Genomic DNA, 25,321 nt, shown 5'->3' with positions numbered 1-25,321 from the left:
ACAAGAAGGTGCACACGTGCTGCGGGAATAGCAATGATCTGCGAAATGAGCCCTATGCTTCCTTCAAGTCCAGCTGCGGCGCGGACCGACGGAATCCACGGGTCAAGTATGCGAGGTAAGCCAGCCCGACGGCCGCCCACGCCAGGCCGAACCCGAGCGATAGCCCACTCAGGCTCGTCCACAACCAGACCGTGAGCGCGAACCCAACAGCGGGCAGCACCAGGTTGTGAATGACACCGCGTGTTCTGCGTTCCTTCTGGTCGAAGTAGTAGTGCTTGATCACCGCGAGGTTCACCACCGAGAACGCAACGAGCGCGCCGAAGCTGATCAGCGATGAGATGGTCAGCAGATCCAATACCAGCGCCAACAGTGAGACAGCTGAAGTCAGGAGAATGGGCAAAACAGGCGTCCCGAAGCGGGCGTGCAATTTGCCAAGGGCCGCCGGGAACACGCCGCTGCGACCCATCGAGTGGATGATGCGCGAGACCGAAGCCTGCGAGGTCAGGGCCGAACCGAGGCTGCCTGCGATATAAGCGGCAGTGAAGAAGGCGACAAGCAGCTCGCCGCCGGCCTTGCCGATGACCTCGATGGCGGCCGAGTCGACGTCGTTGAAGGTGCTGACCGGCAGAACCAGATGGCTGATGTAAGCCAGGCCGAGGAAGATGACGCCGGCCAGGACCGTGGTCAGCATGATGGCCTTGGGAAGGTTGCGCTTCGGGTCTTTGGTCTCCTCGGCGAAGGTCGAAACGGCGTCGAACCCGAGGTAGGAAAGGCACAAGATGGCCGAGCCCGCGAAGATCGGCGACAGCCCTTCCGCGCCTTCGGCTCCAGTGAAGGGTGCCATCAGGTCGAGGTTGCCTGCGCCTGTGACGGAAGACAGTCCAAGAGCGACAAACAGGACGATGAAGAGAGCCTGCAGCCCCACCACCACGAAGTTGGCCTTCGCGATGGCGGTGATGCCCAGGACATTGAGCACCGTGACCGCGGCGATGGAAACGATCATGAACACCCACGCCGGAATGGCCGGGAAGGCCGCTTCCATGTAGATGCCGATGAGCAAGTAGTTGATCATCGGCAGCAACAGATAGTCGAGCAGGAGCGACCAGCCCGCCATGAACCCCAGGCCCGCGCCGAACGACCGCGTCGCATACGTGTACGCAGACCCGCCGAACGGGAACGCCTGCGACATCCGGCCATACGAACGGGCAGTGAAGAGCATGACCACGAGCGTCACGGCGTAGGCCGCCGAGAGCCGGCCACCGGTCAGTTCCACCACGATGCCGTAGGTGCTGAAGATGGTCAGCGGCACCATGTAAACCAAGCCCAGAAGGACCAACGACGGAACGCCAAGGACTCGGCGCCAACCTTGGGCCGTTGGCTGGGCGGATGTCGGGCCCACAGGCTTTTCGCCTGCCGGTGATTCTGTTTCAGAGGTGGGAGTCATTGGTAGTCCTGGGTGCTCATGCAGTTGCTGATGAAGCAGCGGCGCTGATGCTTCTGGGCTGCGACTGCGTGGGGATGTCTTTGTATGGGTCAGGGGCGTGGCCAGTTGATGGTCGGCCTTCGCACCTAGGCTGGAAATGAATTGCGTTCATTTATTGTGTCGGTGAGGCGGGTCACAGTCAATATGTGACGCAAGTCCACCTCGCCGTATCCACCTGCCCCGAAGTACCCCGCCGCTACCGCGGCCGCGACATCCTCTACTGGCTCCTCGAAACCGGCAAACACGGCCCCGACTACGGCATCAACGCCCTCACCCGCGAAGCACTGCCCTCCCCCGCCGCCCGCTTCGCCTGCAACCCGCTCCTCTCCGGCACCGACGGCGGCCACGACATCCACCTCCGCGAACTCGGCCGGCGCGGCATGCACCTGCACGGCCGCCTGGAAAGCATCGACGACGGCGACATCACCTTCAGCGACGACCTCCCCGAACGCCTCATAACAGTCGAGCAAGGGTTCCACCAACGCATGCGGAAGGCGATCGATGGGTACATCGCGGCGGCTGGGATCGATGCGCCGGATCAGGAGCCGGTTCCCGGGGACGACTGGCTGCCTTCCGAACCCGCCCGGCTGGACCTGGTCGAAGCAGGCATCACTTCCGTTTTGTGGGCGACCGGGTACGGACTGGACCTATCCTTCATCGACATGCCCGTGCTGGACGACTTGGGGTATCCAAAGCACACTGCAGGCGTGACCGAGCAAGCCGGTTTGTATGCCGTAGGGCTTCCCTGCTCACCCGCCACTACTCATCCATCCTCGGCGGGGTGGGCCTCGACGCGGAATACGTGGCGGGACAGGTATCCCGCCACGTATAGCTGACTCAGCAGGCTACTGCTTCGTCCAGGCTCCGCATCGTGTCGTCTTGAAGTCCTGCCCCGCGGACAGAGTGACTGTCGGACGTCCACCGCTGACAATGTCGTTGTCGATGATGTCCGATCCGTTAGAGCCCGTGCGGTAGATACCCCAGTAGCAGCTCGAGGAAACTTCGGCATCAGTCCGGTAGGTACCGGGTTCGATGTCGACACCCACCGTCCACGTGCCCTCCCGGACCGTGTTTGCGGCCTTCTGCTTTTCAGCCACAGTGACTGCATCTTCCCGCTTCTTCACGGCGGCCTCGGCGGACTTGACCGCTTCTTCGCGTTTCTGAAGCTCTTGGCCGTAAGAAGCCACCCTGACCTCACGCGCTTTCATGCCGTCCTCGAGGGTCTTCAGATCGGTCTTGGTCTTGTTCAAGTCACTAGTCACGCGTGCGATGTCCGCTTGCAGACTCTGATATTCGTCGCTCGCCTTGGGGTCAGGAAGTCTCGAACCCAGGAAGACAGCCCCGCCCAACAGAACAACCATCGCGGCTGCAACCCAAATCCACAGCCGCCTGCGCCCAGACTTGGGGTTCGGCTCAAGGTCATTCGAGGGGGCGTCCCCGTCGTCTGCGGCTGCGCCAGGTTCGGGGAGAGTTTGGCCCCCGTCCTGAACTGACGCCGACTTTCTGAACCACCTTTTGACAGAGGGCTGAGGCTTCGACGGTTCCTGGTGGGTTGGGTCGTTGTCGCCCTTGCTCTCAGCAGCTGAAGGGAAAATTTCCGGGTCAGCCAGGAGCTTGGGCGGAAGAGCTGACGTGTTTTGCACGTCTTCGTTGTGGGACATCGGATACCTGTTCGTTGAGGCGGGTGAGTGTGAACGCAGTGTGTTGGGGTAGCGGACAGAGAAGCTGCCCGATTATCTGGTTTCGCTACTCACCGGTTAGGCGAAGAACCACGTTTGCGCCGGTGTTGGGGTGGTAACTCCATGTAGCTGCGAAGTTCTCCCACGATTCACGCTGGGTGCCGTCCAGTGCGCGGGTTGAGTCCATCTGGTCGCGAACGTAGTCAGGAACATTGACGGCTTTCAGGACACATTCGATGTCCGACCACGCCAAGCCATTCGAGTCCTTTTCACCCTTTCCATCGAGCGACAGAGTGCGTCCGTCATCACCCAACTTGGCGTAGGAGGATTTGCTCGAAAGTTTGCAAGTGTTGACCGCTGCCGGGAGAGGCCTCGGCTTCTTGGCCTCCGCGTCCGCGGCCGCTGCTGCCTGAGCGGCTTGCGTGAGTCCGTTGACGGTAACAGTTCCAAGGATTCCCAGCAGGAGTCCGACGACCAGTCCGACCACCCCGAACAGCAATGCCTTCGAATTCCGAGGCGTCTGCCGGATTGGCGCCGGAGGCCACCCTTCGGGCGTCGGCCCGTTGAGCGAGCCGGTTGGCTGAACTGGTGGACCGCCAAAAGGAAGAGGATCGCCAGGCTGGTGTTGGGGAACGTCGGGGATGGTCATTATTCTCCATAGTGTGCGAGGATTCCTGGCTGGGGCAGGGATGGACTACGGCCAAGGCGTGGGGAATGGAACGGTAGCTCGCTGATATCAGCGGGGAATGAGCTACGTTCTTCGGCAGAACCGGGTCTTACGTTGCAGGTCTGTGATCCAAGCGGAGCCCGGAAGCACGAACTAACCGCTGGCTCATATATTCCCCCAATGAAGTTAAATTGATAGCAGTCTCTCCAACTAGACCAGACCACTTGTGCAACGTGAACGCACTTGAGTGTATATGTATGCGGATCAAATGCAACTTTCACAGCGCCGTACATTCACTTGCTTTCCTGTGATGCCGCCGCCGTAGTTGGCGCAAGTACGGCTCGTGACGCGACATTGAGACTACCCAATAAATAAATTGAGAGCCGACCTTCAATAAAAGCTTGATCGAATCTTGAGATATTACATGGAGACCATCGATTTTGCGCCCAAAGTTGCGTCGCATCTTATGGGCGCGCTAATTGGTATTACACCCAACCCCAGGCTGATGACTTGCTGCTTACGACTCTGTGGTTCATTTGCATGTGGGGCAGCTTTGTCTGCGGCATCATTCTCCTGGTAAAGCATCGGCGACGCGGCAAAGTTGTTCCATCCTTGGTGGGTTTCAGCGCAGCCTGCGGTCACCGGATTCGGACTCCAAAGCGGATACTTTTCCCACACTTGTGCAGCTGTTGAGCACGTTGGTTGCCGCATCCGTTATTGCCTTGGTCATCCTGGATATGCGTCGGGGCCCGTCCACTACTTAGCGTCAAAACACATTTCGGATGCGTGCCGTTCAGGGATGGTCCACGGCATGCATCCGAAAATGGCTTCCGTACGCTTGTGCCGCCAGCTCTCCCACTCGCTCCAACAACGCCTCCGGCTCGCGTGAAAGATCCAACGGAAACTCCACCACGGACACACCCGTGTTCCGGATCTGACGAACCCGCGGCTCTCCGGCACCGGCGTAAACGAGCCAGGCACGCGGCACCCCCAGAGCAGTGCAGTAAGCCAGCATTTGATAGTGGTCCGCATTTGGATATGCACCGCCGGCCGAAGCAGCTTTGTATTTCGCGTCAAAGATCATCGCCGGCCGTCCCTGTACGGAGTGGACCACGTCCACGTACATGCGCACCCTGTCACCGCTGGGATACCCGGGTTCCGGTTGATCCATGAACGCTTCATATTGCCCCTCCGTCAGCCCTGGGTATGGTTCAAGAGCCTCGCGAAGAGCTGTGGCGACAAAGTCCTCAAACACCGTGGCCATGTTCACCACAAAGGATGCAACCGTACGGTGTCCCACACCGGCCTCGGCTGACATGGTCCGAAGGATGATCTCGGACAACCTCAATGCCGGTACGTAATGCCCATTGATCCTGGATTCGGTCCAGGCCGGCAACGGGGCTCCATGGTTCAAGGCGGAGACACCGTCCAGCTTCGAATCCAGGTGCGCGAGTCGTACAATAAGCGAGTCAGACAGCCTCGGAACATGGAGCATCATCCGAAGAGCTGCGCGGAGAATCTGGTTCTCAGCGACGTCGAGGGTGTAGTCGTCATAGGAGACTTCAAGTGGCAGAAGCAACCCAGGACGCCGAGTCATCTGGTCGCCGACGCGGATGCGTCCCCTGACCGTGCGCAGCGACTCTTCCACGTGAACGTAGCCGTTCAGCGGGCCGCGTTCGAGGGCTCGTTCTCCATGCCTTGCGAGCGACTCAGCCAAGGCAACAAAGAGGTCTTTGTCCTCTTCGGCAACTACGTCGTCCGGCCTGAAGCCAGGGTCGGCGGCATAGCCCAGCAGAAAGAGCAATTTGCTGAGACCAACCTTTTCCTTGGGTTTCACTCTGACCAAGAGGTCGTCAATCTGAACTGCACCCACCTTGCCGGAAGGCAGAATCGTCCAAGCACCACCATGAGCCGGGACAACGGACACCAGCCCGGTGTCCCGCAGCGTGGCAGCCACCTCGCGGTCCAGGAGCACTGGTCCCGGGTACCCACGCAGCTCGTCGAGGATGATCTCAGTCGGCATTAGTCTGTGGCTTTGTCGTCCGATTCGGGCCCAACGGCAAGCGAAGCCAGACCGACGTCGCCCGCGGCCTTACGCCGAACAGCGGCGAGCCCGAACTTCTCGCGAATCTTTTCCCGACTCATCTGGCCGAAATACTGCTCTTCGAGCAATGGCAACAGCTCGTACTTCCAGATTTCAGCCAAGCCTTGCTCGGTCTCAGCGTGGTCCTTCATGAAGTACGACGGTCCGACCATCAGGTCACGCTTAGTGGCTCCAATTTCACTGTTCAGAGCATTCAGTAGTTCAGCGCGCAGGGCTGGCTGCCCCGTGGTCTCCAGGAATCTCTCAAGCATTCCGGAAATCATGCCCTCCTGCGGATGCAGTTCCACAAAGGCGAACCGGCGACGAATCGCAGCGTCAACCATGGCAATAGAGCGGTCCGAGGTGTTCATGGTGCCAATGATGAAAAGATTCGGCGGCAGCACAAATGTCTGCTGCGGGTTGTATTGAAGGTTGATGCCTTGGTCGCGGTACTCCAGAAGGAAGTACAACTCGCCGAAAATCTTTGCCAAATTTCCACGGTTCATCTCGTCGATGATCAGGAAATAGGGCTTATCGCGGTTACCGTCCAGCGACGCCTCAGCGGCGATCCGCCGCAAAGGGCCAGGCTCCAAACTGAAGCCAACATTGTCGCCGTCGAACTTTGCCGGACGGTACCCCTCGAAAAAGTCCTCGTACGCATACGACGGATGGAACTGCACCGTCTTGACATGGTCTCCGTGTTCCTCGCCCGCGAGGAAGCGTGCGATCTTGCCCGCCAGGTACGTCTTGCCGGTGCCCGGTGGACCGTAGAAAACAATCTGTTGACGCGTCTGCAGCAGCCGAATGACCTCCTGAATGTCGTCACGCTGGACATGCAGCTTGGCTGCGAAATCGGCGGTCGCCTCGCGCAGTTGAGGTACGACGGCGGGTTGCGGCGAAGTGGTCGGCCCCGGTTCGGTGCCGCTCACCTCCGGTTCAGCCTCGAACCATGTACTGATGATTGACAGACCATCCGTCAGATCGACGACTGACCCTTGCTCCTCCAACAGCCTCGGCATTGGTGCCTGCAGTTCGTCATTGGCAATGGGTTCCTGCCGCCAAGCAACCTGCCGCCGCAAGCGGGAGGTCTCATCGTCCGTGTATTCCGCTTCACCGGTAATGACGCCCAGATAGAGGTTGCTCTCGAATGCCGTGAGGACGAAGTCGTCTACTTTCATCTGGGAGAGGAAGCGATAGAACTCCTGGGCCCGGACTTTTCGTTCCGCATAGTCGATGTGCTGGTATCCGGCATTGACCGCGGCCTGCACCTGGTCGAAATTGCTTCGGGGATCGGGAGATCCGAGGTGCTGTGCCCTGAGTGAAACAAAGTCATTTCCGAACCAGGAATCGACCATCGCAATGCCGCCCTGGTTCTGGCGAACCAGCCAGGCCCGTCGTCCGCCGCTATCGGATGGTTGCCACTCGCTCAGGTAGGGCTCCTCGTACCACTCGATGAATTCGTCCGAATCGCCCTGCTGGGCCTTTCGGATGTTCAGCAGGTCCTTGGCAATGTCGAGGTCCGTATCGCTTGTTGGCCCTCCGATGATTCCCGCGAAAGCGTTCCTGATTTTGATCCTGTGGTCTCGGCTCACAACGGGCTGAAGGTACTCCGGCCATGTCAGGAACTCGATGCTGTAGCGGATTGTTGGCCAATCCTTAGGGACCTTCTGGGTCAAGCCAATGAACGCCCAGGGGTCTTCCAGGGCCGCATTAATGAGATCTTCCGGCTGCCGTGCCACATACTCCACAAACCGGCTGAGCCAACCGACGTGGTCGGCAACTTGAATGTTGAAACCCACTCCCCCGTTGAAGGCACCCTTGGCCCGAAGACCCTCGCGCAGTTCCTCAGGCAGCTCAACATCGGCCCCGGGCACCCACGAGAGGACCTTCTCCACCCGAGCGATCTTGGTTGCGGCCGTCACGTTCTCGAGGGGAAAGACTTGAAGATAAACGAGTTCAGCCGCCAGAAGGACGGTCGCCCTGAGTGCGCCAGCCAGCTGACGCTCCAGTTTGGCCATGAAAGTACCCGGGTTAACGTCGGTGTTCGAGCTCCGGTACGCCAGGTCCTTTGCCGCCTCCGACGTCCAGGTGTGCGTGAGTCCGTCCATCGGCGAAGGCTCGCCACGAAGACCTGCACTGATGATCAGCCTCGCTGGCGTTTCGGCGGGCTCGGCATCGCGGGATTTGGTACCAGAGTCCATCTTGTCGCCCTTCCAGTCCCGGAATGCAGCACTGTCCCCCGGCCTCCATTCATCCGTCGGATCGACATTCATCACAGTCCACATCAAACCCTGGGCGTCCAACCGGTCGCGAAGTTGGATACCGTGCTCGGGAGCTAGCCGGATGATTTCATCGAGCGCCTCCAGCAGAAGTTCATAGCGGCGCGAAGGGTCTCCATTTGCACCTCTGTCATCCCAGCCAACCAGTTTCAGAAACTTTTTGGCTGCCTGAGCCCGGTAAGGCGGGAAACGGTACGGGTCCCGCCCCATGAGCAGGAGGGAAGCGAATCCGATGATGCCCCCGACGGAGAACTGTTCTTGGTTGTATGGACGGAGAGCAAGCGCGAACTCATCGATGCGGCCGGCATTCACATCACCATCCCACAGCAAGGCGATCACTTGCCACAGGTCACCGGGACTTGTCCGACCAAGGTCAATCAGTCGCATCATGAAGTATCGATTCATCAACCCGGATGACGAGATGTCCCGCCGAAGTGCTTCGAACCATTCCGGATCCTGTTTGAGGAAACTTTCCCGGGTCCTCCCGAGTCGCTCTGCAACTGCAATCTTGTAGCTGTACTCGTCAGCGTCAAGATCGACAGTCTTAGCGAACAGTGCGCCGAACTCCATGAATTGATTCCACTGGGAATCGCTCACGCGTCCGCCCTCCCCAACAGCGCCACAAATCCGCGTTCGACACACCGGGACATCTAGGAACTCCGATTTCTGTTCAGTCAGCGCAACGACATGCGCTTTGGCCGCGGAGCACCTACGGGGCTGATTGCAACTCGCCGTCCACGACCACTCATATATCTAGCACTCTAAAGCGCTAATCCGAGCGTGACACAGGCGGAAGCGGGTTGTGTGACACCGATTCCCACGTCCAGTCCTCATTGCACGGCGTTCTCACCATGGTCTCTAGTGCCTCAAATGTCGTCGCCTCCTATTACGCTTTCCAAGTACAACAATTTGATGGGGGCTATCTTGAGCTACAACTCGAACGTGCAGACCGCACTGAGCTTGGTTTCGCAGGGCTTGGATCCAGTTATCCAGAAAGTGCTGGACCCACACCTCGGCGGCCTCGAATGGCCGATGGCGCTGCAGGAGCTGGACCGGATCAAGGGACGGACAGCCCGCACCTATTCGCGGAACGACGTCCAGTGCCAGCTACGGGTCATCACAGAGCGGCTCGGTCCACTTGGGTTTCCGTTCGATGCCGCGGATCCCCACCGCAAGATGAGTATTTACGGCAGCGAACTGCGCCTGGTGCGCAATCGCTGGGCCCACAACGATGAATTCACCGCGCTTGAAGCCATGCGCGCCGTTGATACGGCGTACATTCTGCTGACCACCGTTGGAGACCAAGAACGGGCGAACCTCGCGGCCTTGGAACGTTCCCGTCTGCTCCAGACCTTGGTAGAAGACGACGTCACCCCCGAGATCGACATAGATGAACCTGAGGGCAACACCGAGGAGAGCCTGAGCTCAGAACACCCCACCATTCCGCAGAGTTTCAAGGAAACCCAGGAAAGGTTCGGAGCACGGCAGACCGTTTACGAGCCCTGGAACGTCGTCGTGACTGGTGACGTAGAAACTCTGGAAAACCTGCCTAAAAAGTCCGCAAAAGAATCGGTCCGGGCAACAGTGGAAGAAATCGTTGACTCCGAAGGACCGATTCACATAAACCGCCTTACTAAACTAGTCGGTTACACCTATGGTTTGGGCAAGGTACACGAGGCCCGGGCAAAGAAGATCCTGGCTCAGATAAAGGCGTCTACCTGTATAACGGACAAAGATGGCTTTGTGTGGCCAGATGGAGTCGACCAATCAAGGTGGCTGATTTATCGGACATCCCCAGCTGGGACGTCGCGTAACTTCCTCGAGATCAGCCCAAGGGAACTCGCCAACGCCGCGTCGGAAATCTTGCGAAGCGGCCCGATCAGTGAGGTGGAGCTGCGTCGTGCCACCCTCGAAACTTTTGGACGGAAAAAGGCAAGCAAAACCCTTACCTCCCACATCGGGAAGGGAGTGAACATCGCAATCCTTGAGGAAATGTTCACCGTGGATCCAGTCACCAAACTTTTTGTTCTTCGCACTCACGCTTAGGAAGCTAGATGCCAACCATCTTCGACAATACTGCGCACCATCTGGGAGCTGGCCTCCGTGCTACCTTCGGGGCGCACTCCAAAATTGATATCGCCACAGGCTATATGGATCTCCGCGGCTGGGATTCCCTGGCCGATATCGTTGATGCCAAGTTTGAAGCATCTCGCACTCTACAGGGCGAAATGATTAGCGGGATGAGGGACACTGCCAAAGAACCGATCGCACGGATCCTTGTTGGTATGGTCGCGCCGGCTGACTCGCAGCAAATCCTGGACTCGCTCCAAAAAGAACTTGAAGCTCCGAACGAATACGCTGACCTTGCCGATTTTGAAACCGCCCGGGCGCGAAAAGCCCGTTTGGTCAGCCACCTACGCGAGCAATTGATGCGCGGGCTGTCCAGCGTTGAAGGCCAGCGGACCCTTCAGGCGCTCAAACGTCAGCTCCGAGAAGGCTCCGTGCAGATCAAAGTCTTCACCGCACGCCCCCTGCACGGAAAGACGTACATCCTTCATAACGACGTCGGGCACTACGCTCCAACCATGGCCTACGTGGGTTCCTCGAACCTGACCAAGGCTGGTTTGTACAGCAACCTTGAGCTCAACATCGACGTTATGGATCAGGACGCTTCGGCCAAATTGGCTCACTGGTTCGAAACCCACTGGAACGATCCGTTTTCCCTTCCGGTTACCGAGGAAATCGTCGCGCTGATCGAGGAGTCCTGGGCTGACGAACAGCAGGCAACCCCGTATGAAGTATTCCTCAAGATCTGTTTTTTGATGTCGCAAGATGTTCGAGACGGTTTTGGTTATGTCCTTCCCACCTCACTTAAGAATCTTCTGCTCGACTATCAGGACAGCGCTGTGCGCATCTTGGCGCGAAGGATCGTGCGGCGCGGTGGCACAATGCTGGGCGATGTGGTTGGACTCGGCAAGACGCTGACGGCCATCGCCACCGCCTCGATGCTTCAAAACGCCGAGGACTACACCACCCTGGTCCTGTGCCCCAAGAACCTGGAGCAAATGTGGGCCGAACATCTTGAGGCATACGATATTCAAGGCCGCGTCATTGCATATTCGATGGCGGCGAAGCTCCTCCCGGACCTGAAGCGCCATCATCTGGTGATTTGCGATGAATCCCATAATCTCCGCACCGGCAATACGCGCCAAGACTACCAAGCGATCAAGGAATACGTTCGGTCAAACGATTCCAAAGTCCTTCTCCTTACTGCCACGCCTTACAACCTCGCTTTCGAGGATGTCGCCAACCAAATCGGCCTCTACATCGACGATGATGACGATCTCGGCATCCAGCCAAACGCGGCGCTGACGCTGGACCCCGGAATTGCCGACAAAGTGAACGGCAAAACGAGCACCCTCGGGGCCTTCCGTCTCTCTGAAGAGGCCGAAGACTGGAAGCGTCTCATGAGCGACCATCTCGTGCGGCGTACACGGTCATTCATCAAACGAACAGCAAAAACCACCGAACGCACTCTGAGGGATGGTCGCGTCGTGCAAAGCGAATACTTGGAATTTGCCGACGGCACGCCCTTCTTCTTTCCGCAGCGGATTGCGCGACCACTAAGCCACGCTTTCGATCAGGACGACGCCGCAAGGCTCATGGAGGATGACGAGACACTAGATGCAATCAAGTCACTGCGACTCCCTCGATATGTCCTGGCCAACTACGACGCCCCTACACATCGACACACCCAAGAAGATCTCGACATCCTCGATGACATCAGATCCGGCCGAGGCAACGTCGCGGGCTTCGTGCGCACCGGCCTCTTCAAGCGGCTATCCTCATCGGGACACTCGTTTATTCAGTCTCTGCAGCGTCAACGCGCGCGCAACGATCTGTTCCTGTACGCCATTGAGAATCGCCTGCCCATCCCCCTGGGGACCATCGCAGAACATAACCTTGGAACTCTGAATGATGACGACGTCGAAGCACCGTCTGAGTATGGCTCTGCGTCAGCACGCTATGATCACCTGCGGCAGCATCTCCCCAAGTCAACGAAATGGATCAATTCCACAATCTTCAGCGGTGCCTTGGCCAAAGATCTCGACGAAGACAACCGGACTTTGAAATGGCTGCTCGACCGTTTCGGAGCCTGGGATCCGACCAAAGACTCAAAGATTAATGCCTTGGTGGACCTGCTTCAGGAACAGCATCCCGGCGAAAAAGTCCTGGTGTTTACTGAGTACAAAGACACGGCAGAATATGTCGCCGAAACTCTCCGCGATGCCGGCGTCGGCAACGTCGGTGTTGCAACGGGAGATTCGGGCGATCCGGGATCCATCGCCCGCCGCTTTTCGCCCGGCTCCAACAAGCTGCCCGGACATTCAGCAGCTGTTGGCGATGTGGCAGATCCGATTGATGTTCTGATCGCTACAGACGTCCTTTCCGAAGGCCAGAACCTTCAGGATGCCCACATCGTTGTCAACTACGATCTCCCATGGGCCATCATCAAACTCATCCAGCGAGCGGGCCGTGTTGACCGGGTTGGCCAACAATCGGAGTCTGTTTTCGTCTATCTGATTTCCCACGAGAAAGTGGAAGAGCAGCTCAGTCTCCGGCAACGGATCAAGCACCGCCTCGAATCATCAGCACAGGCGTTCGGTTCCGATGAACAGTTCTTCGGAACCGACAAAGAAGTTCGCATGTTGGACAACTTCTACCACGGATCACTGTCCGACGAAGCCGCGGACGAAGACGCCGCCGACGCCGTCAGCGAGGCATGGCTCGTTTGGTCAGCGGCGGCAGAAAAACACCCGGAGATTGCCCAACGGGTAATGAACATGCCTGATCTGATCCACTCGACGCGTGCCCAGTACACCAAGGAAGCAACCGGAGGCGTGGCCTGCTACGTATCGACCGACTCAGGGATCGATGCATTTGCATTTTCGTCTGGCGGGCAGGATGGACTTCGGATAAGGGAACGGCTACTAACGCCGGTCGAGGCTTTCCAGGTCTTCCGAGCGGAGCTGGAGACGCCGACGGCCGAGCTACGTCCTGATCACTTCGAGCGGGTGAAAGACCTCGTCCGGGGCCCACTCACGAGCGAAACAGTTGCCGCAGGGAACCTCAAGGGCGTTCGAAAACGCGTGTGGGAGCGATATACGAACTCATTGGACTTCGCCAAGGCCCAGGAGGCGCTCGAGGCCCTGCACGCGCGGCCCCTCCAGCAATCGGCCGAGCAACGCCTTCGTTCGGCTCTCCGGAACCGGATGTCCGACGACGACGTTCTTGCCCTGCTTAATCAACTTCACGGGGATGAACGCCTCGTGGTTCCTTCGTCCGATACGGATCCTGTGCGGATCATTTGTTCTTTGGGAGTTCTCGACTGATGTCCGAATTACTAAGCCTTGTCGAATCTAACGATTACCAGACGCTCTTCCTGCGGCACCTGCGCTGGTCGAAGCCCGATCTCCAAACCATCTCCACCAACAGCGGTAACGGGCAATCTCTTAGCGCGAAGAATATGTCCAGCTACAAGGGACTCCGAGTGTGGGTATGCTCCGAGCTTCCGGACGCAGACGGCCAGGCGGCACTGGACCGTGCTATTGCTGCGAAGTCCACGGACAGGCTGGTTATTTTCCACAACGAACACCAGCAGGTATGGCGGTGGCCGGTCCGTACGGTGAAGGGCGCCTCCGTGGTCCAGCGCTTGTCTTCGCATCGCCACGTCAACGGTCAGTCCAACCCCAAACTCCTCAAGCGGCTCGAGACAATCACGCTCCCAGTAACACAGGAGCTTGGCGTTGCGGATGTTTTGGAACGCCTACGCCAGGCATTCGATGTCGAAACCGAGAGAGAAACCAAACGTGCATCCAAGCTAATGGCTGCGATGTTCGATGCGTTGACCGAGGCCAAGGTGAACGAGCACGAAACGTCAGTGACCCTAGCGAGATCTCTTTTCCTCATGTTCGGTGACGACACAGACATGTGGGACAAGAACCTCTTCCAAGGCTTCATCATCAATCACACCCGTTCGGACGGTTCCGACATTGCTCGGAAACTGAACGGCCTGTTTGTCCATCTCAATACCCCCGACGTTGATCGTGCAGAATTGGATCCGGCATTCGCTACGTTCCCCTACGTCAATGGCGGCGTCTTCGCCGAGCCCATCAAACTCCCGGGTGCTGTTGGCAAGGCGTTCCGCGACGCTATTTTGGAAGCATCGAAACCCGACTGGTCTGATATTTCGCCTGCAGTCTTTGGATCGATGTTCCAATCGGTTCGGGATGCGAAAACTCGCCGGGAGTACGGAGAGCACTACACATCCGAACGCGACATCCTCCGGACTTTGGAGCCGCTCATCCTGGATGACTTCCGCGAACGCTTCACGGCAGCAATCGGCCACCGGGAGGAGAGTTCGAAGCTCGAAAGACTTCGTGACGACCTCGCGAAGGTGAAGTTCCTCGATCCCGCCTGTGGTTGCGGCAACTTCATCGTTATCGCCTATCGTGAACTTAGGATGCTCGAGATCGATGTTCTCGAACGCCTCAAGGCTCTGGAGTACCGCCGTGGCAATGAGGCTGGTTCCCAACTGGAAGTTAACCTCGGCATCGATACCGATGCGCTGGGACGAAGGAGTTTCCTTTCACCGAAAGTCTCCCTGGAGAACTTCTTTGGCATCGAGATCGATGAGTGGCCCGCCCGAATCGCAGAAACCGCCATGTTCCTCATCGAACGGCAGTGTGACATACGGATGCTCGACCGCCTTGGCTGGGCACCAACGCGCTTGCCAATCGCCCGCACAGCAACAATCGCCACGTCGACGCCCGGCAACGCCAGTGGCGGAAACGCGCTCCGACTTGATTGGACGACACTGTTCACCCCTGACGATCACACCGTCGTCGCGGGGAATCCGCCGTACCTCGGTCATGCAACGCGCTCCGCCCAACAACTGGCTGACATGAAAATTGCGTGGGGCCACAGGGCCGAAATTTCACGTCTTGACTTTGTTACTGCATGGCACGCCAAATGTTTGCGATTCCTCGATGCCACATCTGCACGATTCGCATTCGTGACGACCAATTCAATCGTACAAGGAGACCAGCCGCCTAATCTGTTTCCCGCCATCTTTTCCGCAGGATGGCGCATCCGCTTCGCGCACAACACCTTCCCTTGGGAGTCCGAGGCCGGCGGCAAAGCTGCCGTCCACTGCGTGATTGTCGGCTTTGATCGAGGCGGACCCGTGGCGCGACTTTACGATCATTCTTTGGCGGAACCGTCCGAACGTCAGTACCCCATGCTCAATGCATATTTGGCCCCAGCTCGAAACGTCCTAGTAGAAAAGCGGACCGCCCCCTTGGCCAAACAAATTACCAAGGCCTCGTTTGGATCAATGCCACGCGACGGAGGAAATCTAATCGTTGATGCGACGGATCGCCCTAGCCTCGAATCCGATCCGATCGCAAGAAACTACATTGCCCGTTATGTCGGCGCTGAAGAGCTTGTCAACAACAAACCGCGCTGGTGCCTCTGGTTCAAAGGTGCCTCCTTGGCTGAGCTTGGTCTGAGTGCTGCCGTCAAACATCGACTTGAAGCCGTCAGACAGCTCCGTTCCGAGTCGACAGCAGCTTCAACCAGAGCATACGCGGACCGCCCTCACCTATTCGTCCAGAACGGCCAACCCTCTGTCCCCTACCTCTGTATCCCGCGCGTCGTCAGCGAAAACCGTAACTACTTCACAACCGCACGTTTTGGGCCAGAAGTAATTGCGAGCGATGCGGTTTTCACCGCCCCCGACGAAGACGGGTTCCTCTTCGGTCTTATCTCATCATCGATGTTCATCACGTGGCAGAAGACTATTGGAGGTCGCCTCAAATCTGACTACCGATTCTCGAGCACGATCGTTTGGAACAACTTCCCGCTTAGGGCAGTAACGTCAAAGCAGCTCCAAACCGTCGTCGATGCAAGCAAGGCTATCCTCGCCGCGCGTGAAAACCATCCGGGTTTGTCGCTTGCCCAGCTCTATGACCCTAAGAAGATGCCGACAGATCTCCAGGAAGCACATGACCGCTTGGATGAAGTGGTGGATCCACTCTTCGGTCTGGACGGCGAGCCTTCCGAGGAACGGCGACAGCAGTGTCTGTTCGACCGCTACGCGGAGTTGACCGGCCAGTAGCACGCCTCAGCTCAGCGGCAGCCAGGATAGCGCGTTATGAGGTTTCACTTCTGCCAGCTCACGCTGAGTCAGATCTCGAACCACGGGAAATCGTGGGAGGCCGTAGCGGGTTACCGCTGTCATGAGGGGGTTGCTGGGCAACCCCCTCATATGATTTACCAGGGGCACCCTCTTTCGTTTTTGAGCACTACCGTTGCGCTTACCTATCCATCCCGGAGCGTGAAGGCAGTCCTGCCCCATAGCCTCGTGGCGAATGTAGTCACGTTGGGAATGAGGGCTCGCTATGCACCTTTGAAGCGAGAATAGGCAAGCTCTAAGGACTGGGAGCTCGGCCGATCAGCTTTTCGCCGAGGTAGGCTCAATAGTGGCTGCCTATGGTGTTCCTGTAAGCCGTGCTTCAGCATTGGTCCGTCCACTTCAGCGAGAACATCTCCTCGTATTTCAACTACTAGGTCTGGCCGAATGCCCATGATTCCAACGTCATATGCGGCGTGGTGAATTTTGCACATGGCCATGCCGTTTGAAACAACTGGGGAACCGTCCACATGTGCATCCGGAATGATATGCGCGGCATCCAGTAACTGTATGTGGCGTAAGTTGCATACTGTGCACCGTGTGTCGTAAGCGTTGATGACGGACGACCGAAACAAGCGCTGATGAAGTCTGGTGCGAGCGATTCGAGTTCCGTAACGCTTGACGATCTCCATGTTCTGACTGTCGTCACCACCGGCCCCCTCAGTGACTGAACGCAAAGGATCTATGTCGACGACGAATTGCTGCTCTCCGCGCTCCTCAGCCACTAAGTAAACTGGAAAGACTGGCTGGTATAAGCCTGGAGCTACGCCAAAAAACCAAATAAGCGGGAGCCTGTTCTCCATTGCACTGCGCAGTGCCCGGTTGTCAGCTGCGTCTGCCTCGTCTCCCTGCCATTTGTAGCGCAGCAAACCGTCGGAACCCACTTCGTCTTCGTATGGCCGCTCCTGTCCAGCGCGTCTAAACGTCGTCGTGATGGACAATGCAGCATCAAGAGATTTCGGCTTCCAGATGCCACGCTGCCGGCTTTTCAACGGTACTCGAGTATCACTGAGGCGAAAATCCTCGAGGTCGAGATAGTGAATAGCATCTGCACCGTCATTGGTCCGGACAGCCAGCCATGCCTGTGCCTCCCGTCGAACACGTGAATCCCAGGAGCCCGACCTCGTGGCCACAACATCATCCACATCAGTTTCGGGAATCTTGAAAGCACCATGGGCGCCCAGTCCCAACTCGAGGTAGACGCGGGCAAACTTGCCTCTTTGCACCCAGTCGATAATTGTCGACTGATTGACGCCGATCTTTTCCGCCGCTTCTCTCGTGCTCAGGTGTGGGCCGGGAACCACCGGCGATTCGGGAAAGGCGCGCTTCATACTGCCAGGATATAGGAAGGAGACGTACCACTTGTCCCAGCTCTAATTGCCCAACATGTGCGAAGAGTGCTTGCTTGAAAACCAGCGCCCCGTTTTGCGTGACCGACGAAATTCGCCCAAATAGCCTAAGTCTCCAGCAGTGACGCGAACGCGCCACGAGCGACCGTCATGGCGCACCGGCAATTGGGCCTCCGAGCGGCTCAATGCCTCATACCACCCATAGCTGTGGTCTACGTGAACATGCGCCCGAACTCCGGATCCGGATTCGCGCGAAAAGGTGTTACCCGTAACTCCTGTTTCGGGGTGTTTCAGCATTGCGCTAGATACGGCTTGAGATGGAGAGCATCCAATCCTCCCAGTAGCAAAACAGACCAGCGCCTATTTTGCCTTATTGCTAGCTCGTATGATGGATCGCTAAGACAGTGCTCTCGCAACTTGGATGCAAGAAGACTGTCATTGCCAGGGACTTCTAGAGCCTTCGGGCTCAATAATTCGGCAACAACGGCAATGTTGTCGTTAAGTATCAACGCCGCAACTTCAGCACCGAATAAACGCTTGACACTTGTGAGGACCGCTCCATCATCTGGCATTCCACGATTGATCCATGTCGTTATCCCCCGGATTGGGTTCGCCCATCCAAGGTGAGCTAGGACGACGACTGACAGAGCAAACCAATACGTCAAGTGGGGGCGCGATTCGCCGGATCCAACAGTATCCAGAGGGGGAAGCCACTGTCCTCCCGGCTCATTGACGGCCCGGAGCACCGAACGTAAATCGTATTCTGCATTAGCCATGCCCGTCGCCCATTCGGCGTTTAAACCCGCCTATTGCCATCCACGTTCGCTGGCAGGACGCGGCAGGTGCATAGAATCGACAATCTGCCCCAGCTTCCCCAGCAATCGCACTATAAGTTCTGGGGCGTCCGGTGAATCGATCGAACTGGTGCTCGTGAAACTTCCGAGGGTAGCACTAATGCCTCGAAGCACCAGAGGTCCTTCAGGGTATTGGTTTCGCGCAACGCCAGCCACTCGACCGATGAAAGTCCCGCGAAGGTACCGGGCACCAGCGCTTGCCTAATGAAGCCAGCAAGTTCATCGAGCGCGACATATGGCATCGCCGAGGTGCCTTCAACGGTGACTTCCCGCATCACAGCCGAACATCGACCAATGAGGTCAGAAGGGCGGTGACTTCTCCGCGCTCCATCAACGCCAACCGTAAGGCGACGTTTGCCTCAAACGCATGATCACTCATCTGTCTTCACTCTCAGGTCATCGTTTCGGATGGGAGCCACCGCCAAGGAACTGGTGGACGAACATTCAGCGAGACCGGCGCACCCACAACCGAGAGGGACGTCCCCGCGTTCCATCTGACATCTTTCCCGTTCCTTCAAGCTGCGGCTCCATGAACCGCCGAAACATGTCCCTCATCAACGCCTCCCCGCCACCACTTCGTGGAGAGAGCGAAGTTCCCTTAGCGTGAAGGGCTCGGCGAGCAGCGCCCCTGGATCGGGCGACTCCCTATAAACTCCCCGAATCCATTCAACGGCCTTTCCGGCGATGTCCGCATGTCCATACGGCAACCGAGCCACGACGTCAGGCTCCGTTGAAACAGAAACCAGCCTAACGCCGTCGTGTGCTAAAGCTTCTCGAAGCGCCGCGAGAGGCACCATATCAAAGTGGGCCACGGACAAAACCCAGCCGCGGTCGTCCCGGCCAGGCTTCCATCCGGCGCACTGGTGGCCCAGGCTTGGGATCCAATTTCTGTCGCAACCCAGTAGCACGTTTCGGGTATGGCAATACTTCACCAGACACTCACGAGAGGACACACGTTGATGCTTCCGGACATCCTTACGGCAGATCGCACAGACGAGGCTGCGGCACTCGTCAACAAGTACTATACGAAGCTCTACCGTCATAATCTCCCGCAAACAGGAAGCCGTTTCGACGACTGGGCAGACGGCGGCGACCGGGCCGACGTCGCAAATTCACTCACTGCAGACGACGTTCTTGCAGTGTCATTCCTTTCCGTTCAGGTGCCGGCACCAGCGGCCATAGGCCTCCTTGAAACGTCCGCCGGAAAGGTGCAAGGGCTTCTGGAGCAGATGCCAACAGATCTGGATTTGGCATCGGTTACGTCCGAGGAATACGAAGCTCTGCTGGGTCCGAACAGCCCAGCCAATGCTCTTTGGTGCTTGTTGCGTGGCAACGAAAGCTACCGTTGGGGTATCGGCCCCACTACGGCCAGCAAGATCATGGCCAGAAAACGCCCACGACTCATCCCGATTTTCGACTCAGTCGTGGGGCCGCTCATGGGCCATCCAAAGTCCAAAGGCCAATGGAAGACATGGCATTCAGTCCTCACTGATGGCTCGGGTCTCCCCGCCCGGCTGCGTGCGATCAAGGCAGAGTCAGGAATCGATCAGGACATCAGCGACCTCCGAACCCTGGACGTGGTCCTTTGGATGCATGGCAAGGAACTAGGCATGCAGGCAACTGATGATTCCTTTTCCGATGATTAGCCCCATGAAATTTTCGACACAAACACGAAAACTTGGGTTGGCTTCAGTGGCAACCCTTTAGGCTCAACACAGCACACCTTCACTTGCACAATGGGGAATGGAAACAATTTGGATCTTCTTAGCGGCGTGGGCCCAGAGTATTTTTATGTCCTTATCTGGGCTGCCACTGCCGTATTCATTGTGGCCGCAACAATCGCTCGACCCAAACGTTTTCACTCCACTGCCCTGGCTGGCTCGCTGATATTTGCAACTCTCAGCGGAGGGGCCGGCCTCTACGTTCTGAATCATTACTCCGATCCCAGGTGGTCACCCCAAGCCACACAGTTGAGCGCCCCCTCTCTCTCCGAAACACCACTGGTTGGGCAGTTCTTGGGTCCTTTGGATTCAGCCCTCAGCTCCATGGTCAACGGCGTCAATGATTTTCTTGCTTTCAAGGATGCCCTCCCAGTAGCCCTGGACTTCTTTGCTAGCGCCGGATGGGCACTGCTGGTGTCTTTCCCAATGGGCATCTTGGCTGCCATGGTCAACTTTGTCTTGGCTAAGCGAAGAGCGGCAACCGTGGAAAGGTACCGCGTAACCGTGGACCAGCTGAAGGCCGACGTTGAGAAGCTCAAGCTTCAAGTTCAGGCTGGTTTAAGCGCTGAGAGTGCCATCGCTCCCACCGAGCAAGAGTTCCGGCACATCTTGGTTTCGACACAAACATCTTTGTCCCCACGATTGCCATAGGTTGAATTCATGAATCAGAACAAGGTTGCTCGTGAGCAACAAATCGCCGTCTTTGGTGAGAGCGGCAGTGGAAAGACAGTGCTCTTGTCCTCCTTCTACGGATTAGCCCTGGAGCAGCAGCTCTCGGGCACAGAGCGCTTTGACATCCTCGCCGTCGATAGCGCCCAGGGTCGCCGCTTGCATCAGAATTACCTCGGGATGAAGAACTCTGCCTTACTCCCGATCAGCACGCACTTTTCGTCGACCTCATATGCCTTCACTATCAAGCGCAAACCGGGCGCTCCAACAAAGTCCAAGAAGGTCAATTCGGAGGAACTTCGTTTGGTCTGGCATGACTATCCCGGCGAATGGTTCGAAGAGGAACCCGGCGGACCAGAAGAGGAACAACGCCGAATCAGCACATTTCAGGCGCTGCTGGGCTCAGACGTGGCCATGGTCCTCGTGGACGGTCAAAAGCTTCTAGACCACGCGGGCGAGGAAGAGCGTTACCTCAAGTCGCTCCTGACCAACATCAGCACCCAGCTACTCAAACTGCGTGACGATGTTCTCCATGATAACCAGCCTCTTGCCCGTTTTCCCCGGATCTGGCTTTTGGCTCTGTCCAAGGCAGATCTGCTGCCGGAGACTGACGTGGCAAGCTTCCGTGACCTCCTCGTCGAAAAGGTCGGACGGGAGCTGAACAAGCTTCAGGAGGTCGTGGGCACATTCGTCGAGGCCCCCGAGGCTTTGTCTGTCGGCGAGGATTTTGTTCTACTCTCCTCCGCGCAGTTTGAACCCAAGAAAATCGAAGTAACCAAGCGGGTGGGGTTGGACTTGATCCTTCCCATTGCTGCCATGCTGCCCCTGTCACGCTTCCTACCGTGGGCCCAAGCCATGTCAAAGGGCACGGGCGCGGCCAAGCATCTGGTCAACGTGGTTTCACCGCTGATTGATGCGTTTGGCAGTGCGAGAGTGCAAGTCCTTATGTCCCGGCTGCCGGGTCCAGTTGCCACCGCTGCAAGACTATTTGGTACCTCCCTCTCAAAATCAGCGTTCGACCTCGCCGGCCGCAAGGTCGAAGACATCCACGTCCGAGCAAGGGAGAAACATGACTTCCTTACTGAAACCCTGACCGGATTCCAAATGGAGCTGGACCGTGGTGACGATGAGAAGGTCTTGCTCCGGGGTCGCGTGTGAAACCCGGCAGGAGCAGCCAAGCCACAGAGCTAGCCTTCATCTGGGCTACTCGCGGAAAAACGTGGGGGTTTCGATTCCTACGTACTGCGGGTCAATCGAATCCGTTGGAACTGTATGAGGAGGCGTTCCAAGGCGAGATGGACGCTCCAGAGACTTTCCAAGCAAACGCCACTACTGTCGCTATCCGAATCTCAGATCCTGAGGGACGTCGCGACGCAGCCGGTCGCGTGATCCCCCACGAGTTTGTCCTGTTTAGGCCACTTCCTCGTGAAGTCACTTCGGCAGAAGAAGCTTTTCAACTGGTCTGGCCTGAGGTTAGGGAAGATTTTGCACGCGACTGGGACCAGCCAAAACCTAAGCGCTAATCGCTCGCGAACACGAGCAATGCGTCGCCATGACTCTCGCCGGAAAAGTGGTTTGGGTCGTCGAACGGGCAAGGCAACATATGTGTGGGCCGGTTCCACGGTTGCCAAGCCTAAATTGTCCGTGCGTGGACCTAGCATGCGGAGCAACGAGATCCACCCGAAATCGAATGGGGAATTATGCCTGTCTACCTTGAAGAGCTTGCTCTGAGCGTTGCCAGATGCGATGAAGTGGCTTCTGCTAACGATCCCCACTTTGGTGAAAAGCACCCCTGCCACAAGATCGTTAGGTCCCAGGACGGGCATGCTGGCCCCTTTCAGGTGCCGGAAGCCTGGGCAGGAAACCTGGCACAAGCTCGGGTAGTTTTCCTGTCCTCAAATCCTGCCATCAGCGCCGGTGATCCCACAGCAAAACTGCCCGCGAAGAGATTTGCAGAGAAATACCCCACCACGGAATGGCCCGACGCCGAGATCGCCAATTTCATGCTCAACCGCTTCAGCCCGGAGCACGTCTGGGTAAGCGACAGACGGCACCGCAAAGTGGACGAGGCACAGTTGGCAGGTGGACCGGTTTGGGGATCGAAGGAACGCTACTGGGGCTGGATTGAAAAGCAAACAAATGCCCTCCTGGGTAGCGAAGTTCCGTGGTTCGAGGGTGCAGTCATGACCGAGGTTGTGCATTGCAAATCAGGAAACGAGCAAGGCGTCCACGAAGCCGCTGCACTCTGTTCCACCAAGCACATGGGACGGATCCTGGAAGCAACCCCGGCCAAGCTCCTTGTCGTCGTGGGCGGGAAAGCCGCAAGTGCGCTCCGTGCTGCCTATCCATCAGACCTTGAGGACAAGCCGCTGTTCGGAAAGCATGGCGCGAATGGTCTTCCAGATCCTCAGCAGAACATCTTCGAACTCCAAATCGGCGGGCAACGCAGACTCGTCTGCTTCATCAAGCACCCAAGCGCTTTCGGCGGTTCAGCGCATCTTAAGAGCGCCTACCCCATGGACTTTGACCGACTCCAAGCGGCAGCCACGGCCCGGAGCTGACTGGGACCCGCCCCCAAAGCGAGTCCCACACACCCCTCCGCCCCCCCTATTTCCCAACCCCACCGGCATATTCCCCACCGCAATGTCCATCACGTGCAGCCCTTCGTCCACCAGCGCACTCCCCTGCGGCAGCGTCACACTCGAGACCTCGAACGCCGGAGGAATGTCGATCTTCGTAGCGAACACGCGCGCGGGAGCGTCAACCCGCACCACCGTCGACGGGCCGCCGTTGTAAGCCTGGGTATGTCGTTGGTGATGGACAGACGAAGCCACACCACCGAGGAATCCGAGGCCACGCCTGTCAGCCAGTTCGGCAAGGCCAACACAACAGTCCGGCTCTGCCCATTCGTGAAATGCACTGTCGCCGTCCCCGAGGACACGGACCCGGTCGAGAACCCCGTCACCAGCAAAGTCCGCCCGCGCCTAGAAACAGCAACCTCCTGCCCAGCAGCCTTCACGGTGTCCGGCGTCCCAACAGGATAAGGATGCCAAACCGACGACACCCCAAACGCCGAGTACGAAGAACCCGAAACAAGCCCCGCATCAGCCAACGCCTCCGCCGAGAACGTCCGCCGGTCAGCAGTCACAGCCCCGTTCCGAGGATTCGCCGTACCAGCCACCGACGTCTGGTTCACCAACGCACCCAGCGGCAACGCTGAAGCAGCAACCCCAGGCCCCTGATAAGTCCCGATATTCGGCCCAGCAGCGCCCGAGGTGCCATTCCCGAAGAAGTCCCTCCCGCCGTCGTTCGCTACAGCTTTGCCGGCCCTCAGCAGGGGCGAGCCGGACAACAACCGATACCCCGGGACGTCCAAAGTAGTCTGCCCAGACCCGGCAGCCACCAACCGAGGATCCCCCAGCACCGACCCCGTCTCCCCCGCAGGCGGCAAGATCCCGCCAAAGTATGCGTTGTTCGCATACACAGCGACGCCGTCTTCAAAGAACCACCCGGCGCAACGACGAGGTTGTTGCGGACCTCGCGGGGTCCGGTCATGTCGTCCAGGAACGGGCGCGACGGGCAGTATGACGTGTTGTTGTAGACGTAGTGCTTGCCGGTTCCGCTGCTGCCGCCGCCCATGCGGCAGTCGTCCTGGGCGATGTTGTAGCGGAGGATCACGTCGGCCGAGGTGGCCCCGCCCACGCAGTTGGAGATGCAGTTGAGGTAGAAACCGCCCGAGTTCCCGTACGAGTAGTTGTACTGGAAGGTGCAGGGCCCACTACGTTGATGTCGCAGTCCCAGGCGGTGGAGTCGTAGGTGGAGGTGACGCTGTTGCCCACCACATTGTGCTGGAACAGGGTGTTGCGCGAGTTGTACGGCCACATCCCGGCGAAGTTGCCCGCGATGAACGGGTACTTGCCCATGCCCAGGTTCAGCCCGCTATTGTGCTCCACCAGCGGCGCGTCCGAATCGTGCACCACGATTCCGTCGCCCACCTCGTGGATCTCGTTGTGCCCGATATACACGTTGCGGTGGTACGTCGAGGTGTCGCCGGCGAGCTTGATGCCGCCGGCACCGGCGTCGTTCACTTCGTTGCCGGTCGACCACAGAACGACGCCGGTGAGCTGCGGAGGCAGCTCTGCTGCGGTTGCGGTGGGGCTGGGTAGGACAAGCCGTGGGGCGGGGGCGGCCGGGGGCGCGGCCCCGCGGGCCACCGTGGGGGCCCCGCCGGGGGGGGGCCCGGGGGGGGCGGGTTGTTGGTTTGGGGAGGAAATTAAGATGTA

General features: G+C 58.1%; 15 protein-coding genes and 1 pseudogene. 9 read left to right on the top strand and 7 right to left on the bottom strand.

Going from position 1 to position 25,321, the window contains the following annotated elements; genetic code table 11:
* Window positions 1-52: 52 nt before the first annotated feature.
* Window positions 53-1,444 (bottom strand): APC family permease, encoded by a 1,392-nt coding sequence (locus tag ACFVSJ_RS00410; protein WP_387433046.1) that lies wholly within the window; start codon window positions 1,442-1,444, stop codon window positions 53-55.
* Between the two features lie 194 nt (window positions 1,445-1,638).
* Here ACFVSJ_RS00410 and ACFVSJ_RS00405 point away from each other — a divergent pair.
* Window positions 1,639-2,315, top strand: a pseudogene (locus ACFVSJ_RS00405) (FAD-dependent oxidoreductase); the annotation flags it as partial.
* A gap of 13 nt (window positions 2,316-2,328) precedes the next feature.
* Here ACFVSJ_RS00405 and ACFVSJ_RS00400 read toward each other — a convergent pair.
* The 4 genes from ACFVSJ_RS00400 to ACFVSJ_RS00385 form a co-directional block, all read right to left on the bottom strand.
* Window positions 2,329-2,745, bottom strand: a complete 417-nt coding sequence (locus tag ACFVSJ_RS00400) for a hypothetical protein (RefSeq protein ID WP_387433044.1) — start codon at window positions 2,743-2,745, stop codon at window positions 2,329-2,331.
* Between the two features lie 484 nt (window positions 2,746-3,229).
* Complete coding sequence (locus tag ACFVSJ_RS00395) at window positions 3,230-3,811, bottom strand: hypothetical protein (RefSeq protein WP_387433041.1); 582 nt, start codon at window positions 3,809-3,811, stop codon at window positions 3,230-3,232.
* 811 nt (window positions 3,812-4,622) lie between these two features.
* Window positions 4,623-5,852: an McrC family protein gene (locus ACFVSJ_RS00390; RefSeq protein WP_387433038.1), complete on the bottom strand. Its 1,230-nt coding sequence runs from the start codon at window positions 5,850-5,852 to the stop codon at window positions 4,623-4,625.
* Window positions 5,852-8,788 carry an McrB family protein gene (locus ACFVSJ_RS00385; RefSeq protein ID WP_387433036.1) on the bottom strand — a complete coding sequence of 979 codons (2,937 nt, stop codon included), beginning with the start codon at window positions 8,786-8,788 and terminating at the stop codon, window positions 5,852-5,854. Before ACFVSJ_RS00385 ends, ACFVSJ_RS00390 begins: the two co-directional genes overlap by 1 nt.
* A 327-nt stretch (window positions 8,789-9,115) precedes the next feature.
* On the opposite strand from ACFVSJ_RS00385, the gene ACFVSJ_RS00380 reads away from it, so the two are divergent.
* From ACFVSJ_RS00380 to ACFVSJ_RS00370, 3 genes are read left to right on the top strand one after another with little or no spacing between them, the layout of a single operon-like run.
* Window positions 9,116-10,237, top strand: a complete 1,122-nt coding sequence (locus ACFVSJ_RS00380) for a Swt1 family HEPN domain-containing protein (protein ID WP_387433033.1) — start codon at window positions 9,116-9,118, stop codon at window positions 10,235-10,237.
* A gap of 8 nt (window positions 10,238-10,245) precedes the next feature.
* Entirely contained in the window at window positions 10,246-13,584 is a 3,339-nt protein-coding gene (locus ACFVSJ_RS00375) for a helicase-related protein (RefSeq protein ID WP_387433031.1), read from the top strand.
* Complete coding sequence (locus tag ACFVSJ_RS00370) at window positions 13,584-16,370, top strand: class I SAM-dependent DNA methyltransferase (protein ID WP_387433028.1); 2,787 nt, start codon at window positions 13,584-13,586, stop codon at window positions 16,368-16,370. Before ACFVSJ_RS00375 ends, ACFVSJ_RS00370 begins: the two co-directional genes overlap by 1 nt.
* A gap of 281 nt (window positions 16,371-16,651) precedes the next feature.
* On the opposite strand, the gene ACFVSJ_RS00365 is transcribed toward ACFVSJ_RS00370, so the two are convergent.
* Window positions 16,652-17,776, bottom strand: coding sequence for an HNH endonuclease (locus ACFVSJ_RS00365; protein ID WP_387433026.1), 1,125 nt, complete (start codon window positions 17,774-17,776; stop codon window positions 16,652-16,654).
* A gap of 1,831 nt (window positions 17,777-19,607) precedes the next feature.
* On the opposite strand from ACFVSJ_RS00365, the gene ACFVSJ_RS00360 reads away from it, so the two are divergent.
* From ACFVSJ_RS00360 to ACFVSJ_RS00340, 5 genes are all read left to right on the top strand, one after another.
* Window positions 19,608-20,294 (top strand): DUF6308 family protein, encoded by a 687-nt coding sequence (locus ACFVSJ_RS00360; protein WP_387433023.1) that lies wholly within the window; start codon window positions 19,608-19,610, stop codon window positions 20,292-20,294.
* A 108-nt stretch (window positions 20,295-20,402) separates the two neighbouring features.
* Window positions 20,403-21,020, top strand: coding sequence for a hypothetical protein (locus ACFVSJ_RS00355; protein WP_387433021.1), 618 nt, complete (start codon window positions 20,403-20,405; stop codon window positions 21,018-21,020).
* Window positions 21,021-21,029: 9 nt separating this feature from the next.
* On the top strand, window positions 21,030-22,196 hold the full coding sequence (locus tag ACFVSJ_RS00350) for an ATP/GTP-binding protein (RefSeq protein ID WP_387433019.1): 1,167 nt from the start codon (window positions 21,030-21,032) through the stop codon (window positions 22,194-22,196).
* Window positions 22,197-22,789: 593 nt separating this feature from the next.
* Window positions 22,790-23,599: a hypothetical protein gene (locus tag ACFVSJ_RS00345; RefSeq protein WP_387433017.1), complete on the top strand. Its 810-nt coding sequence runs from the start codon at window positions 22,790-22,792 to the stop codon at window positions 23,597-23,599.
* A gap of 93 nt (window positions 23,600-23,692) precedes the next feature.
* Entirely contained in the window at window positions 23,693-24,082 is a 390-nt protein-coding gene (locus ACFVSJ_RS00340) for a hypothetical protein (protein WP_387433014.1), read from the top strand.
* Between the two features lie 630 nt (window positions 24,083-24,712).
* On the opposite strand, the gene ACFVSJ_RS00335 is transcribed toward ACFVSJ_RS00340, so the two are convergent.
* On the bottom strand, window positions 24,713-25,252 hold the full coding sequence (locus ACFVSJ_RS00335) for a hypothetical protein (RefSeq protein WP_387433011.1): 540 nt from the start codon (window positions 25,250-25,252) through the stop codon (window positions 24,713-24,715).
* Window positions 25,253-25,321 lie beyond the last annotated feature (69 nt).

It is taken from the genome of Paenarthrobacter sp. NPDC058040 (assembly GCF_042885775.1).
Classification (GTDB): domain Bacteria; phylum Actinomycetota; class Actinomycetes; order Actinomycetales; family Micrococcaceae; genus Arthrobacter.
This window is presented reverse-complemented; position numbering and strand designations above follow the sequence as displayed.

What these genes read in the sequence shown, in the direction of transcription:
- ACFVSJ_RS00395 (WP_387433041.1), bottom strand. Translation starts at nt 3,811, where the DNA reads ATGACCATCCCCGACGTTCCCCAACACCAGCCTGGCGATCCTCTTCCT.
- ACFVSJ_RS00360 (WP_387433023.1), top strand. Translation starts at nt 19,608, where the DNA reads ATGCTTCCGGACATCCTTACGGCAGATCGCACAGACGAGGCTGCGGCA.
- ACFVSJ_RS00410 (WP_387433046.1), bottom strand. Translation starts at nt 1,444, where the DNA reads ATGACTCCCACCTCTGAAACAGAATCACCGGCAGGCGAAAAGCCTGTG.
- ACFVSJ_RS00375 (WP_387433031.1), top strand. Translation starts at nt 10,246, where the DNA reads ATGCCAACCATCTTCGACAATACTGCGCACCATCTGGGAGCTGGCCTC.
- ACFVSJ_RS00365 (WP_387433026.1), bottom strand. Translation starts at nt 17,776, where the DNA reads ATGAAGCGCGCCTTTCCCGAATCGCCGGTGGTTCCCGGCCCACACCTG.
- ACFVSJ_RS00370 (WP_387433028.1), top strand. Translation starts at nt 13,584, where the DNA reads ATGTCCGAATTACTAAGCCTTGTCGAATCTAACGATTACCAGACGCTC.
- ACFVSJ_RS00390 (WP_387433038.1), bottom strand. Translation starts at nt 5,852, where the DNA reads ATGCCGACTGAGATCATCCTCGACGAGCTGCGTGGGTACCCGGGACCA.
- ACFVSJ_RS00350 (WP_387433019.1), top strand. Translation starts at nt 21,030, where the DNA reads ATGAATCAGAACAAGGTTGCTCGTGAGCAACAAATCGCCGTCTTTGGT.